Raw genomic sequence first — 13,724 nt, forward strand, 5'->3', positions numbered from 1 at the left:
GGCCGGTCACCCACAGGTGACCGGCCGCCGTCGGGCGTTAACGCCTGGTGCTACTCCCACAAAATCTCGTCATCCACCACACCGTCTTCGTCCGCTGCGGCCACCAGCAATTCGTCCGTGAAGTGCGAGCCGAGGGTGAAGTCGAGCACGAAGTAGCGCTCGGGCTGGCCGGGGTAGATGGCAACGTGGCCGAGCTTGAGTGCCTTCAGGAAGACATCGTTGGTGAGCTGGCCTTTGTCGCGGACGCCGAACACTGATTCGAGTTGCTCTTCCTTGAGCTGCGAACAGTGGAAATGCAGGAACTGCTGGGGGTTGGTGCCGTCCTGGTCAAGTTCGTCGGCGATCATCTCGCGGACCTGGTCCACCAGTTCGGGCAGGAAACGCAGACGGTAGTCCACCTTGTGCAGTGCCGCCTCGTCAAAGTGGTCATGCGCGGTGACATTCAGGTCCAGTTCGAGCTGGTTGCCGCCGAGCTCATGTCTGGCCACGAAACAATGGTCGCGCCCGTGATTGAGCTCTATCTCCCCAAAATGTTTGCTCGCTACCTTGCCCATGTGATCAATCTAACCCCTACATCCAGCGCGTTCCAGCACTTGGGAATATTTCACGTGCGCCGCTGCGGACCCTTGACAGGAGTGGTTTTCAGGGGATGGAGACCACTCTTGCCCGCTGTGCCACGCAGGGTATCAGCCAGCAGCTGGGTGAAGAGTTGGACTTGGGCGGTGCGCTTTTCATTGATCAGCAAGGCGAATACGTTCCGCGCAAGCCGGATGTCCGGAACGTCAAGAACCACGACGCCGGCAGGGCGGTTCCGCAACGCCAGTTCCGGCACCAGCGAGGCACCAAGCCCCGCCGCGGACATCTCGAGGCTCGCGTGGAAGTCGTCACTGTAGGCCACCACCCTTGGGTGGAGGTTGCAGCTGGCGAACAGGCGCTCAATCACCAACGCATCGCTGGTGCCCGGGTGGTGGACAATCCATGGCATGTCGGAAAGGTGGGCGGCCTCGATCTCGGCATCCTCACGGATTTTCCAGGAGGCCGGCAGCACCACACGGAAGTCGTCGTCGCCGATCCACTGCCGTTCCAGCGAATGCGGCCACGCCAAACCGGACTGTCCCACCTGGTACACGAGGGCCACGTCGAGCTCGCCTCCGCTGCGCAGTCCCTGGATGGTTTGCGCCGGCTCGGCTACGGACACTTTGAGCTCGATGCCCAGCCCGTTCCAGCGCTCATTTCGGAGGATGTCCGGCAAGACGTAGGTCGCCAGGCTGGGGAAGATGCCCAAGCGGAGTTCCTGCGCGGGGGAGTCGTTGGTCCTGGACGCTGCGGCCATGAGGGCTTCGACGTCCGTCAGTACCTTCGATGCGTGGCGCGTCATGGTCACCGCAGCTTCAGTCGGCACCACGCTTCGTGCTGAGCGCTGGAAGAGCTCGACGCCGGTGTCGCGTTCCAGCGCGGCCATCTGTTGGGAGACTGCCGAGGCTGTGTAGCCCAGTTGGGCGGCGGCGGCTGCGAAGGAACCCAGCCGGGTTACCTCCATCAGCGTCCGGAGGTGGAGAAGGTTGACCATCAGCAGATTTTAGCTGTTCGCCACGCCACATTTTCAAAGTGTCACGACACGCCGGACGGGGGCGACACGCTGAAGATTAAATGTGGCTAAGTAGTCCACAGGGTGTGGATGACATCTCTCAGTTTGGCGGAATTGCGGACATTTTGAAGCCCTTGGCCTGTGGACGAGCGGTGGATTGAATGACATACTTGTAATACATCATCTTGGGGTTCCGGCGAGGCGCGTGCACTACATGTAGTATCGATTTACGGATTGAGCGGGAAACCAGCACAAGACTAAATAAGAGCGTGTTGGCTGTCACGGCAGCCCGCGGGCCGGTATCGGATTCAGTAGTTAGTTCCGGTTGAGCCCGCCAGATACGAAGAGAACCAGACTTCAACTTAGGGGACAGGGATCATGACCGTAACGGTTTACACGAAGCCGGCCTGTGTTCAGTGCAACGCAACCTACCGGGCACTCGACAAGAAGGGCATCGCCTACCAGAGTGTCGATATCTCCCAGGATGCCGAGGCCCTTGAACGCCTCAAGGCACTGGGCTACATGCAGGCCCCGGTTGTCGTAACCGAGCAGGACCACTGGTCCGGATTCCGCCCGGACAAGATCGAGGAACTGGCCCAGGCCGTTTCCTCCGTGGCCTAACTTCGCCACCACAGCACACCAAGAATTCCTATGTAGTTGAGGTGACTCCCATGGCACCGCTGGCAGCGGCAACCGTACGTGATGTGACGGAAGCTGTCACCACCAGGAGTCACCTCATCTACTTTTCCTCGACCTCTGAAAACACCAAAAGATTCGTCCAGAAACTGGGAAGGGACGCAGCGCGCATCCCGCTCTATGCCCAGGACGCTCCGCTTCAGGCCCTCGAACCCTTCGTCCTTGTACTGCCTACCTATGGTGGAACGAACGGCGAAGGTTCCGTGCCGAAGCAGGTCATCAGATTTCTGAACGATCCCCGGAACAGGGAACTCATCCGGGGTGTTATCGGAGCGGGGAACACGAACTTCGCGGACAACTATTGCGCAGCGGGAGACATCATCTCCGTCAAGTGCAAGGTGCCGCATCTTTATCGGTTCGAACTTATGGGAACACCCGAAGACGTAGACCGAGTGAATCAAGGATTGGAAGAGTTTTGGACACAACTGTCGCAGAAACAGAAGTAACCGGGGGCGCTGTGGACACGGTCAAGAAGCCGCTGCCTGAGGCCTACAAGGGCTTGGGTTATCACGAGCTCAACGCCATGCTCAATCTGTATGGCCCGAACGGTGAGATCCAGTTCGAAGCCGACCGCGAAGCTGCGCACCAGTACTTCCTGCAGCACGTGAACAACAACACCGTGTTCTTCCATGATCTCGAAGAGAAGCTCGACTACCTGGTCAAGAACCAGTACTACGAGCGCGAGACCCTTGACCAGTACACGATGAACTTCATCCGCGAGCTCTTCAACCGCGCGTACAAGAAGAAGTTCCGCTTTGAGACGTTCCTTGGCGCCTTCAAGTTCTACACGTCCTACACGCTGAAGACTTTTGATGGCAAGCGCTTCCTGGAGCGCTACGAGGACCGTGTCTGCATGGTTGCCCTGCACCTTGCCCGCGGCAACGAAGAGCTGGCCAACCGCCTCGTTGACGAGATCATCGACGGACGCTTCCAGCCTGCCACCCCGACGTTCCTGAACGCCGGCAAGGCCCAGCGCGGCGAGCTCGTCTCCTGCTTCCTGCTCCGCATCGAAGACAACATGGAGTCGATTGCCCGCGCCATCAACTCCGCCCTTCAGCTGTCCAAGCGTGGCGGCGGCGTAGCTCTCTCGCTCACCAACATCCGTGAGCACGGCGCACCGATCAAGCAGATCGAAAACCAGTCCTCCGGTGTCATCCCCGTAATGAAGCTCCTCGAAGACAGCTTCTCCTACGCCAACCAGCTCGGTGCCCGCCAGGGTGCTGGTGCCGTGTACTTGCACGCGCACCACCCGGACATCCACCGCTTCCTGGACACCAAGCGCGAGAATGCCGATGAGAAGATCCGTATCAAGACCCTCTCCCTGGGTGTCGTGGTTCCGGATATCACCTTCGAGCTCGCCAAGAAGAACGAGGACATGTACCTCTTCTCGCCGTACGACGTCGAGAAGGTCTACGGTGTTCCGTTCTCCGACATCTCGGTGACTGAGAAGTACTACGAGATGGTTGACGATTCGCGGATCAAGAAGACCAAGATCAGCGCCCGTGAGTTCTTCCAGACCCTCGCGGAGATCCAGTTCGAGTCCGGCTACCCGTACATCATGTTCGAGGACACCGTGAACCGGGCCAATCCGATCGACGGCAAGATCACCATGAGCAACCTGTGCTCGGAGATCCTGCAGGTTTCCTCACCGTCCATCTACGCCGAGGACCTCAGCTACGAGACCGTGGGCAAGGACATCTCCTGCAACCTTGGTTCGATGAACATCGCCAAGACCATGGATTCGCCGGACTTCGGGCTCTCCATCGAGACGTCCATCCGCGCCCTCAGCGCAGTGTCCGATATGTCCTACATCAACTCGGTGCCTTCGATCGCCCAGGGCAACGCCCAGAGCCACGCGATTGGCCTCGGCCAGATGAACCTCCACGGCTACCTTGCCCGTGAGCATGTCCACTACGGTTCCGAAGAGGGCCTGGACTTCACCAACATCTACTTCTACACGGTGCTGTTCCACGCCCTGCGTGCGTCCAACCGCCTGGCCATCGAGACCGGCCAGAAGTTCGGCGGCTTCGAGAAGTCCACCTACGCTTCCGGCGAATTCTTCGACAAGTACACCGAACAGGAATGGGTTCCGGCAACGGAGCGTGTCCGCGAACTCTTCGCCGGCCACCACATCCCCACCCAGGATGACTGGCGTGAGCTGAAGGCTTCCGTCATGGAGCACGGTATCTACAACCAGAACCTGCAGGCCGTGCCGCCTACCGGTTCCATCAGCTACATCAACAACTCCACCTCGTCGATCCACCCGGTGGCCGCCAAGATCGAAATCCGCAAGGAAGGCAAGATCGGCCGCGTCTACTACCCGGCTCCGTACCTGACCAACGACAACCTGGAGTACTACCAGGATGCCTACGAAATCGGCTACGAGAAGATCATCGACACCTACGCCGCTGCCACGCAGCACGTGGACCAGGGCCTGTCCCTGACGCTGTTCTTCAAGGACACTGCCACCACGCGCGACATCAACAAGGCGCAGATCTACGCATGGCGCAAGGGCATCAAGACCCTGTACTACATCCGTCTCCGCCAGCTCGCGCTGGAGGGCACTGAGGTTGAGGGTTGCGTCAGCTGCATGCTGTGATCGACCTTTATCGGTTGATTAACTGCGGCCCCGGCCGCATTCAAAACTAAAGAGTACGACGGCGGGTTACCACCCGCCGTCGTACGCTTACCTAAAAGAAACCCATCGCTTAAAGGGGATGAAATGACCGAAAAGGTCAAGCTGCTGACACACGTCGAGGCCATCAACTGGAACAAGATCCAGGACGACAAGGATGTGGAAGTCTGGAACCGGCTGGTCAACAACTTCTGGCTTCCGGAGAAGGTGCCGCTGTCCAACGACGTCCAGTCGTGGCACACGCTCACGCCGGATGAGCAGCAGCTCACCATGCGCGTTTTCACCGGCCTCACTCTCCTGGACACCATCCAGGGCACTGTCGGCGCCGTTTCGCTGATCCCGGACGCGATCACCCCGCACGAAGAAGCCGTGTACACCAACATCGCCTTCATGGAGTCGGTGCACGCCAAGTCCTACTCGTCCATCTTCTCCACCCTTTGCTCCACCAAGGAGATTGACGACGCCTTCCGCTGGTCCCTCGAGAACGAGAACCTGCAGAAGAAGGCGCAGATCGTCATGGACTACTACCAGGGCGACGATCCCCTGAAGCGCAAGGTTGCGTCCACTCTGCTGGAGAGCTTCCTGTTCTACTCGGGCTTCTACCTGCCCATGTACTGGTCTTCGCGCGCCAAGCTCACGAACACGGCCGACCTCATCCGCCTCATCATCCGCGATGAGGCTGTGCACGGTTACTACATCGGCTACAAGTTCCAGAAGGGCTTGGAGAAGGTTTCCGAGGCCCGCAAGCAGGAAATCAAGGACTACACCTTCGAGCTGCTCTTCGAGCTGTACGAAAACGAAGTCCAGTACACGCACGACCTCTACGACGGAGTCGGCCTGGCCGAAGACGTCAAGAAGTTCCTGCACTACAACGCCAACAAGGCCCTCATGAACCTCGGCTACGAGGCCATGTTCCCGGCTTCCGTCACCGACGTGAACCCGGCCATCCTTTCGGCCCTGTCCCCGAATGCCGACGAGAACCACGACTTCTTCTCCGGCTCGGGCTCCTCCTACGTGATTGGCAAGGCTGTCAACACGGAGGATGAGGACTGGGAGTTCTAGTTCGACGTCCGAGAGATCGGAACCTGCTCGGGACCAGTTGCGTAAGCAGCTGGTCCCGAGCTTTTTGTTTCAGCGGCCAGGTGATCCCCAAGCATTCGAAGTATTAGGTCATGTAAGAATTGCGTAATTATGGTGATACTCGTCACTTTTGCCCCCTCCGGCTTTGCGTGTAGGCAAGCCTTACCTACTCTTACAGGAGCAAGCCTTCCCAACACTCGGGCCTGCACGGACGAAGGTCCCCAAGAGTTTTTGTTCGCAGAAAGTAGCCCCTCCATGAACATCCCCAAGAAAGCGCTGGCCGGAATCGCCCTTGCGGCAACCGCAGCACTTGGCCTCACGGCCTGCGGTTCCAACGCCGGCAGCGCCCCCGTTGCGTCCGGTTCCGCGTCCGACGGTTCCGTTTCCGGTGAAATCACCGTTTACAACGCCCAGCACGACACCCTGACCAAAGAGTGGGTGGACGCGTTCACCAAGGAGACCGGCGTCAAGGTCACCATCCGTCAGGGCTCGGATACCGAACTGTCCAACCAGATCGTCCAGGAAGGCCAGGCTTCGCCGGCGGACGTGTTCCTGACTGAGAACTCACCGGCAATGGCGCAGGTAGAGAACGCAGGTCTTTTCGCTGACGTGGACAAGGAAACCCTGGACCAGGTCCCCGCGGAATTCCGTCCCTCCACTGGCAAGTGGACCGGCATCGCTGCCCGCTCCACTGTTCTGGTGTACGACAAGAACAAGATCAGTGACGACAAGCTGCCCAAGTCCATGTTGGATTTGGCCAAGCCGGAGTGGAAGGGCAAGTGGGCGGCTTCACCGTCCGGCGCTGACTTCCAGGCCATCGTTGCTGCACTCCTTGAACTCAAGGGCGAAGCGGCAACGGAGGAATGGCTCAAGGGCATGAAGGAGAACTTCAAGGCTTACAAGGGCAACAGCACCGCCATGAAGGCAGTCAACGCCGGTGAAGTCGACGCCGCGCTGATCTACCACTACTACTACTACGGTGACCAGGCCAAGACCGGCGAGAACTCCAAGAACGTCACCCCTTACTTCTTCAAGAACCAGGACCCGGGAGCGTTCCTCTCCGTCTCCGGCGGAGGTGTCCTCAAGTCCGCGAAGAACGCGGACGCAGCCCAGGCCTTCCTGAAGTTCATCACCGGTAAGCAAGGCCAGGAGGTCCTGAAGAACGGCACCTCCTTCGAGTACGCCATTGCCTCGCAGGTGGATGCCAACGCCAAGCTTGTCCCGATCAAGGACCTGCAGGCTCCTGCCGTGGACCCGGCCAAGCTGAACTCCGCCAAGGTCACCGAGCTGATGACCAAGGCAGGGCTCCTCTAGTTCTGTGATCACTGACCTCTCGGCTTCCGGACCACAAGGAACGGAAAGCACGACGACGGCGGGCAAGGGCAAACGTCCTCGCCCGCCTTTCGGCGTTTCCACTGTGTCCCTCCTGGCAGTGCTGATAGCCCTGTTTTCGCTTCTTCCACTGGGCTACGTGGTCTACATGACCGTCGCGACCGGCTGGGACACCGCCGTCGAGCTCATCGTCCGCCCCCGCGTGGGCGAGCTGTTGCTCAACACAATTTTGCTGACGGTCATCACCATCCCGCTGTGCTTGCTGCTGGGGGTCGGTGGAGCGTGGCTGGTGGAGCGTACAACGCTCCGGGGGCGCCGCTGGTGGGCCGTTGCGCTGGCTGCCCCGTTGGCCATTCCTGCATTCGTCAACAGCTACGCCTGGGTTTCGGCGGTGCCGTCCCTTGAGGGGCTGTGGTCCGGGGTGCTGATAGCGACCCTTTCCTACTTCCCGCTGGTTTACATACCCGCCGCTGCCACACTTGGCCGCCTGGATCCGGCCATCGAGCAGTCCGCCGCCTCCCTTGGGCTGGGTCCGTGGGCAGTGTTCTTCCGGGTGGTCCTGCCCCAACTCCGCATTGCCATGACCGGCGGGGCTTTGCTCGTTGGACTGCACCTCCTGGCCGAGTACGGCGCCTTCGCCATGATCCGCTTCGACACATTTACGACGGCGATCATGGTCCAGTTCCAGTCGACGTTCAACGGTGCCGCCGGCAACATGTTGGCCAGCGTCCTGGTGCTGCTCTGCCTTTTCCTGCTCCTCGCTGAAGTGAAGAGTCGCGGCACAGCCCGCTATGCCCGCATAGGATCCGGTGCCCAGGGCAAGACCACGCAGTTGCGGCTGGGTGGTTACCAACTGCCCGCCCAACTCAGCCTCCTGGCGCTGACCGCGCTGGCGTTCGGACTGCCCCTGTGGTTTGTCCTGAAGTGGGTGATAGCGGGTGGTGCCGACGTCTGGGAGGCGGAGGAATTCCTGCCCGCACTCCTTCAGACCCTCCTGTACGGAGCTCTGGGAGCGGCTGTTACCACCGTGGTTGCCTTCCCCATGGCCTACCTGGCTGTCCGGCATCCCAGCTGGTTCAGCAAGCTGCTTGAACTATCCAACTACGTCACCAGTTCCCTTCCGGGAATCGTCGTTGGTCTGGCCTTCGTGACCGTCAGCATCCGGGTGGTGCCAGGTGTCTACCAGACGGCAGGAGTGCTGGTGGCGGCCTACGTGTTGCTGTTCCTTCCCCGGGCGTTGGTCAACCTCCGCTCCGGCCTGGCCCAGGCTCCGAAGGAACTGGACGAAGCCGCGCAATCCCTGGGCAAAGCCCCCTTGGTGTCGTTCTTCAAGGTGACGCTGCGGCTTACGGCCCCGGCCGCAGCCGGGGGAGCGGCCCTGGTGTTCCTTGCCATTGTCAATGAACTGACAGCCACGCTGCTCCTGGCGCCCAACGGCACACGGACCCTGGCCACGGAATTCTGGAGCAAAAGCAGCGAAATCGACTACACCGGGGCAGCACCCTATGCCTTGCTGATGATCCTGCTCTCAGCCCCCATGACGTACCTGCTCTTCCAACAGTCCAAGAAAGTAGCCGGACAGTGACAGAACAAGCCCCTTCCCGACTCCCGTCGCCCCGGGTGGCACCCTCCGTGGCCCCGACCACGAACTCGCACCTGGACATCTCTGAGGTCACCAAGAACTTCGGCTCCCAGGCCGTTCTTAAAGGAGTGAACCTGTCGGTCGCCCGTGGCGGGACCACCGCCATTGTTGGCCCATCAGGCTCCGGTAAGACCACCTTGCTCCGGCTCATCGCCGGGTTCGAACACCCCAATACCGGCTCCATCAGCCTGAACGGCAATCCTGTGGCGGGAGACGGGGTCCGGGTCCCGGCGCATAGGCGACACGTGGGGTACGTTGCCCAGGACGGTGCACTGTTCCCGCACTTGACGGTCGGACAGAATGTCGCCTTCGGATTGGATGCCGGCAAGCTCGACGGCGGACGCCGGGCCGTGCGGGCCCGCGTGGAAGAACTGTTGGACATGGTCTCCCTGGATCCTGCCATGGCAAAGCGACGTCCGCATCAGCTTTCCGGCGGGCAGCAGCAGCGCGTTGCCTTGGCCCGGGCGCTGGCCCGCGAACCGGAACTGATGCTCCTGGACGAGCCTTTCTCGGCACTTGACGCAGGCCTGCGGGTTGCTACCCGCCGGGCAGTGGCAAAGGTGCTCAACGCCGCCGGGGTGACCACCATCCTGGTTACACACGACCAGGCCGAGGCGTTGTCCTTCGCTGACCAGGTGGCCATCATGCGCGGCGGTCGGCTGGCACAGATCGGTAATCCGTTCGTGGTCTACACCCGACCGGCAGACCGGGCGACGGCGGAATTCCTGGGCGAAGCAGTCATTCTTGATGCCTGGATGGAGGGCTCCCTGGCGACATGCTCCCTTGGCGGCATTGCCGTCCGGCGACCACCGGCCCAGGGCAGGGTCCAGCTCATGCTGCGCCCGGAACAAATCCGGATTGCCCCGGACGGCCCGATCCGTGGCGTGGTAGTGGATACCGACTACTTTGGACCTGAAACTACAGTGCGGATCAAGCTGGGCGCTTACACTGCCCAGGATGGCGCCGGGCAGGGCCAAAGCCATCGCTACCCGGGTGGCGGCGAAATCATCACCATCCGGCACTGGAACGCGTCGATCACCAGGCCGGGCACGGAACTTTGCCTTCGTGTGGTGGGTGAAGGAGTTGCTTTCCCTGTGGGGGAGTAGCCAGCTCAAGTGCCACCTGCCGCGACACGCAGGTGGCCCGGCAGGGGAGGAGCTTGGGAGCGGTAGCTATGCCCGCTGGGCGTCCGGACTTCCAAGGTATGGACGGTGTCGTTCCGGCCCGGCTCTGTTTTGCTGCTCCAACCCGGGTTTTCCTTAGTGTGGTTGCAGGCTTCGCAAAGTCCGGCGCCGTTGTCCAGCGAGGTGGATCCGCCACGACGCCAGGGGACTACGTGGTCGATGTGCCGAATGGGCGCGTCGCAGTACGGTGTCCGGCAGAGGTTGTCACGAACCTCTATGAAGCGGCGCATTCCCTGCGGAAAGAAGCGTGACCGCGAGTACTCGGCGATGAGCTCCCCGGTGCCGGGGGTTGTATAGAGGCGGCGAAGCCAAACATGGAAATCATTGTCGGGATCGCCGTCAACCTTCGTTGTGGATACAAGGTCTCTGGCCCACTGGGCGGGTACAACCCCATAGCCGGTCAGCCGCGCCGGTTCGGAGTCGTTGGCCAGGAGGGTGCGGTCTGTCATCACCAGCTGCAGGTCAATCCCGGAATAGCCGGCGGATGAACCGGTGATCCGCTCGACCAGGGTGTCGGCCATAACCTGGCCCCGGCCGCGTTGCTCACCACCCGGACGGGACCGGGCTGAGTCAGCAGCCCGCGTGAGTGCCGCGTAGGCTGCGACGTCCTGGGCTACAGGAAGCAGGGCGGTCAGGATGGTCATCGTGTCAGGTGCCGGCCGCAGACTCACAGTCCTCTTATTCGCGGCACGTGCAGCCCGCTGGGTTATCGAACGCGGATCACAGCGGTAGGCTGCGGCTTTCGCAGCGGCAATGATGGCCTTGTCTCCGGCGCCTTCGAAGGTTCCGGTATCCGGCGCGAGCTCTTCATCCACGGCCGCCCGATCCTCAACGGACAAGCAGGCGGTCTCCTTGACGAGCAGGGTGGCTCTCCACTCATTCAACAGTCCCGCATCCACGGCGGCCATGGTGTGTGGCATCTCCGTGACCAATGCCCGGGCCAAGCCAAGGAGTCGGGAGCCACGGTTTGGGGATTCGCGCCGGGCGAGCGCCACTTGCGCGCCTACACCCTTGCCACGTTCGGAAGCCGGGACTCCGGCCTCAGCCTGCTCAGCGCGTTGGGCAAGGTCGAAGGCCACAGTGATTTTGACCTGAAGTCCCGAGATGGCCGACTTCATGTCTTCCAATACCCGCAGTTGGTCGATCAGATCCCGGCTGATGGTGCTGGGACTGGCAGGACCAGCATCGTTGACGCCGGCCGGTTTGCCGCCGGACGTGCCGGCGCGGACGGTTCCTTCCGAAGGGGCGGGAACCAGTGCAGAAGTCAATGCAGTACCTACCTGCCCTTCCCGATTCCGCTCCATGTACTGACTCTGGCACGAGGCCCTGACATTATTGGCAGGTAAGTGAGGTAGTGATGAACCTGCAGAACCTTCCACCCTTGTCTGAGTCCACTCTTCAGGGGAAGATGATTGCCATCTCCGGGAGGTTGACCATGTTTCAGCTCGAAAAATTCGAAAAGTACCTCATTGAAGAGTTTTACGACGACTACCGCTCGGGGGAGATGTCCCACAAAACGTTCACCCGACGCGTTGCGTTCATCATGGGAAGCATGACGGCGACAGCCGCGGCGATGACCCTGGTGGGCTGCACACCGGATGAAGTGCCAGGAGCCACAGATCCGATGCCGGCACCGGCGTCGACTTCGACGGAAAAGGTGGACACGTCAACGGCGGCAACTTCAGAGGCGGCGACCAGCTCGGTTCCCAATGCAAAAAGCCCTTTGTCGGTCCCGGAAGGTACCTCGGGCCTCACGGCGGCCATGGTGAAGCTGACTTCCAGCGGAACCGAAATCAGTGGCTACCTTGCCAGGCCCGAGGGCAGGCAAAGGCGTCCTGCCGTATTGGTCTGCCATGAGAACAGGGGCCTCACGCCGCACATCCAGGATGTTGCACGCCGCTTTGCGAAAGAAGGCTACGCGGCGTTGGCACTTGACCTCCTCAGCAGGGAGGGCGGGACAGAGTCCCTGGATCCCGACGCTGTTCCCGGTGCCCTGACCAAAGCGGGAGCGCAGCGGCATGTGGACGATTTCAAGGCGGCCTTTGACTATCTCAACGGACAGGACTTTGTTGAAGAAGGCCGCATAGCCATGATCGGGTTCTGCTTCGGCGGTGGCATCACGTGGCAATCAGCCACGGAAATACCAGGACTCAGGGCAACGAGTGCGTTTTACGGTCCAGCCCCGGATCTGGGCAAGGTTCCCGCCATCAAGGCGGCAGTGATGGGCGTCTACGCGGAGAAGGACGCCAGAATCACGGGCCCTATGCCGCAACTACAGGAGGCCTTGGATAAGACCACGGTCAAACATCAGCTCAGGGTTTACCCGGGCGTGGACCATGCTTTCCACAACGACACCAGCGAACGCTACGTGGAGGCCCAGGCAACGGCTGCGTGGAACGACACCCTGGCCTGGTTCAAGGACAACATCTGAAGCTAACTCTGGAGGCGGGCAGCCTCACTGGCCAATTCGGCTTCCAGGGTCTCAATGCTGGGCAGACTCGCAACCAACTCGTCAGGCAGTGAGTCCGCCAAGGAAGTACGCCACTCCGCGATGCCCACAGGGGCGTTGAAGCCACGCAACGCGTACTCGGCAACGACGCTGTTCTTCTCCTTGCACAACAGCAATCCGATGGTGGGTTTGTCGTCAGGATGTGCCATGAGGTCGTCGACGGCGGCCATGTACATGCCCAACTGGCCGAGGAACCCGGGTTCGAACTTCACGGCCTTCAGCTCAATCACCATGTAGCAACGCAACTTCAGATGATAGAAGAGCAGGTCGGCAAAGAACTCGTCTCCGGCAATTTCCAGGCGAACCTGCTCGCCTACAAAGGCGAAACCCTGGCCCAGTTCCAATAGGAATTTCTCCACGTGCTTCACCAACTGCAGCTCCAGGTCCCGTTCGGTATGGCGGTCAGTCATGGACAGGAAGTCAAAGACGTAGGGGTCCTTGGTTGCTTGCTGTGCGAGGTCCGAGTCCGCCGGGACCATGGTGGCCTTGAAGTTGGTGATTGCCTGTCCGGACCGTTCGTGCAAGCGCGTGGAAATCTGGTGGGTCAGCACGTTGCGCGACCATCCGTGCTGGGCCGCTGCCGCAGCGTACCAGAGGCGCGTGGCGGCGTCGTCGAGCTTTTCCAGCAGGGCGATCTGGTGGTACCACGGCAGTGTTGCAAGCGGCGCTTGCAACATTGGAAAGTCGGGCCATGCCTGGGCGAAGCTCTTCATGTAGCGCAGGTTCCGGGGGGAGAAGCCCTTGGCTTCGGGGAACCGTGTCCGGATGTCGGCGGACAAACGTGTGACCACTTTGGCGCCCCAGCCTTGCTCGGATTCGCGCTCCGCCAGCTGGCGGCCAATAGTCCAATACGAATTCAATAGCTCACTGTTGGCAGCTGCCATGGCGCGGGTGCGCCCGGTGCGGACCTCACGAGCCACGGTGTTGAGCAGCGTGGGGTACCAATCGGGCATGGAGGAAGCAGCCGGAACGCCCGGAAACGAGGCCTCGGTTGCGAGCTCTTTGGACGGCATGTTGCTCCTGTCGGTTGCTGATGTCATCACGCTAAGACCAGGCAC

The 13,724-nt window shown here is 60.9% G+C and carries 12 protein-coding genes; 8 read left to right on the top strand and 4 right to left on the bottom strand.

Features of this window, described 5'->3' with window-relative positions; translation table 11 throughout:
* Positions 1–50 precede the first annotated feature (50 nt).
* Entirely contained in the window at positions 51–554 is a 504-nt protein-coding gene (locus tag IEY62_RS11140; protein WP_189017534.1) for a DUF2004 domain-containing protein, read from the bottom strand.
* A gap of 50 nt (positions 555–604) precedes the next feature.
* A complete protein-coding gene (locus tag IEY62_RS11145) occupies positions 605–1,570 on the bottom strand; it encodes a LysR family transcriptional regulator (RefSeq protein ID WP_189017537.1) in 966 nt (321 codons plus the stop codon).
* Between the two features lie 396 nt (positions 1,571–1,966).
* Between IEY62_RS11145 and nrdH the strand changes: the two genes are divergently transcribed.
* The 7 genes from nrdH (at position 1,967) to IEY62_RS11180 (ending at position 10,079) form a co-directional block, all read left to right on the top strand.
* Positions 1,967–2,209, top strand: coding sequence for a glutaredoxin-like protein NrdH (nrdH, locus tag IEY62_RS11150; protein WP_011775022.1), 243 nt, complete (start codon positions 1,967–1,969; stop codon positions 2,207–2,209).
* Positions 2,210–2,259: 50 nt separating this feature from the next.
* Complete coding sequence (gene nrdI / locus IEY62_RS11155) at positions 2,260–2,730, top strand: class Ib ribonucleoside-diphosphate reductase assembly flavoprotein NrdI (RefSeq protein ID WP_189017540.1); 471 nt, start codon at positions 2,260–2,262, stop codon at positions 2,728–2,730.
* An 11-nt stretch (positions 2,731–2,741) separates the two neighbouring features.
* Positions 2,742–4,883 (top strand): class 1b ribonucleoside-diphosphate reductase subunit alpha, encoded by a 2,142-nt coding sequence (nrdE, locus tag IEY62_RS11160; RefSeq protein ID WP_268241118.1) that lies wholly within the window; start codon positions 2,742–2,744, stop codon positions 4,881–4,883.
* Between the two features lie 123 nt (positions 4,884–5,006).
* A complete protein-coding gene (nrdF, locus tag IEY62_RS11165; protein ID WP_011775019.1) occupies positions 5,007–5,981 on the top strand; it encodes a class 1b ribonucleoside-diphosphate reductase subunit beta in 975 nt (324 codons plus the stop codon).
* Positions 5,982–6,254: 273 nt separating this feature from the next.
* A complete protein-coding gene (locus tag IEY62_RS11170; RefSeq protein ID WP_189017543.1) occupies positions 6,255–7,313 on the top strand; it encodes an iron ABC transporter substrate-binding protein in 1,059 nt (352 codons plus the stop codon).
* A gap of 4 nt (positions 7,314–7,317) precedes the next feature.
* Complete coding sequence (locus IEY62_RS11175; RefSeq protein WP_189017546.1) at positions 7,318–8,916, top strand: ABC transporter permease; 1,599 nt, start codon at positions 7,318–7,320, stop codon at positions 8,914–8,916.
* On the top strand, positions 8,913–10,079 hold the full coding sequence (locus tag IEY62_RS11180) for an ABC transporter ATP-binding protein (RefSeq protein ID WP_189017548.1): 1,167 nt from the start codon (positions 8,913–8,915) through the stop codon (positions 10,077–10,079). Before IEY62_RS11175 ends, IEY62_RS11180 begins: the two co-directional genes overlap by 4 nt.
* A gap of 5 nt (positions 10,080–10,084) precedes the next feature.
* Here IEY62_RS11180 and IEY62_RS11185 read toward each other — a convergent pair whose 3' ends face one another.
* Positions 10,085–11,461: an HNH endonuclease gene (locus tag IEY62_RS11185; protein WP_189017551.1), complete on the bottom strand. Its 1,377-nt coding sequence runs from the start codon at positions 11,459–11,461 to the stop codon at positions 10,085–10,087.
* Positions 11,462–11,592: 131 nt separating this feature from the next.
* Between IEY62_RS11185 and IEY62_RS11190 the strand changes: the two genes are divergently transcribed.
* Complete coding sequence (locus tag IEY62_RS11190) at positions 11,593–12,588, top strand: dienelactone hydrolase family protein (RefSeq protein WP_189017554.1); 996 nt, start codon at positions 11,593–11,595, stop codon at positions 12,586–12,588.
* A gap of 2 nt (positions 12,589–12,590) precedes the next feature.
* Here the strand turns inward: IEY62_RS11190 and IEY62_RS11195 are convergent, their stop codons facing one another.
* Complete coding sequence (locus tag IEY62_RS11195) at positions 12,591–13,679, bottom strand: PDDEXK nuclease domain-containing protein (RefSeq protein WP_189017556.1); 1,089 nt, start codon at positions 13,677–13,679, stop codon at positions 12,591–12,593.
* Positions 13,680–13,724 lie beyond the last annotated feature (45 nt).

The sequence above is a fragment of the Paenarthrobacter histidinolovorans genome (assembly GCF_014647595.1).
In the GTDB taxonomy this organism is placed as follows: Bacteria; Actinomycetota; Actinomycetes; order Actinomycetales; family Micrococcaceae; genus Arthrobacter; species Arthrobacter histidinolovorans.

Excerpts from the sequence above, each read along its gene's own strand:
- IEY62_RS11140 (WP_189017534.1), bottom strand. The coding sequence starts at position 554 with ATGGGCAAGGTAGCGAGCAAACATTTTGGGGAGATAGAGCTCAATCAC.
- IEY62_RS11145 (WP_189017537.1), bottom strand. The coding sequence starts at position 1,570 with ATGGTCAACCTTCTCCACCTCCGGACGCTGATGGAGGTAACCCGGCTG.
- nrdH (WP_011775022.1), top strand. The coding sequence starts at position 1,967 with ATGACCGTAACGGTTTACACGAAGCCGGCCTGTGTTCAGTGCAACGCA.
- nrdI (WP_189017540.1), top strand. The coding sequence starts at position 2,260 with ATGGCACCGCTGGCAGCGGCAACCGTACGTGATGTGACGGAAGCTGTC.
- nrdF (WP_011775019.1), top strand. The coding sequence starts at position 5,007 with ATGACCGAAAAGGTCAAGCTGCTGACACACGTCGAGGCCATCAACTGG.
- IEY62_RS11170 (WP_189017543.1), top strand. The coding sequence starts at position 6,255 with ATGAACATCCCCAAGAAAGCGCTGGCCGGAATCGCCCTTGCGGCAACC.
- IEY62_RS11185 (WP_189017551.1), bottom strand. The coding sequence starts at position 11,461 with ATGGAGCGGAATCGGGAAGGGCAGGTAGGTACTGCATTGACTTCTGCA.
- IEY62_RS11190 (WP_189017554.1), top strand. The coding sequence starts at position 11,593 with ATGTTTCAGCTCGAAAAATTCGAAAAGTACCTCATTGAAGAGTTTTAC.
- IEY62_RS11195 (WP_189017556.1), bottom strand. The coding sequence starts at position 13,679 with ATGCCGTCCAAAGAGCTCGCAACCGAGGCCTCGTTTCCGGGCGTTCCG.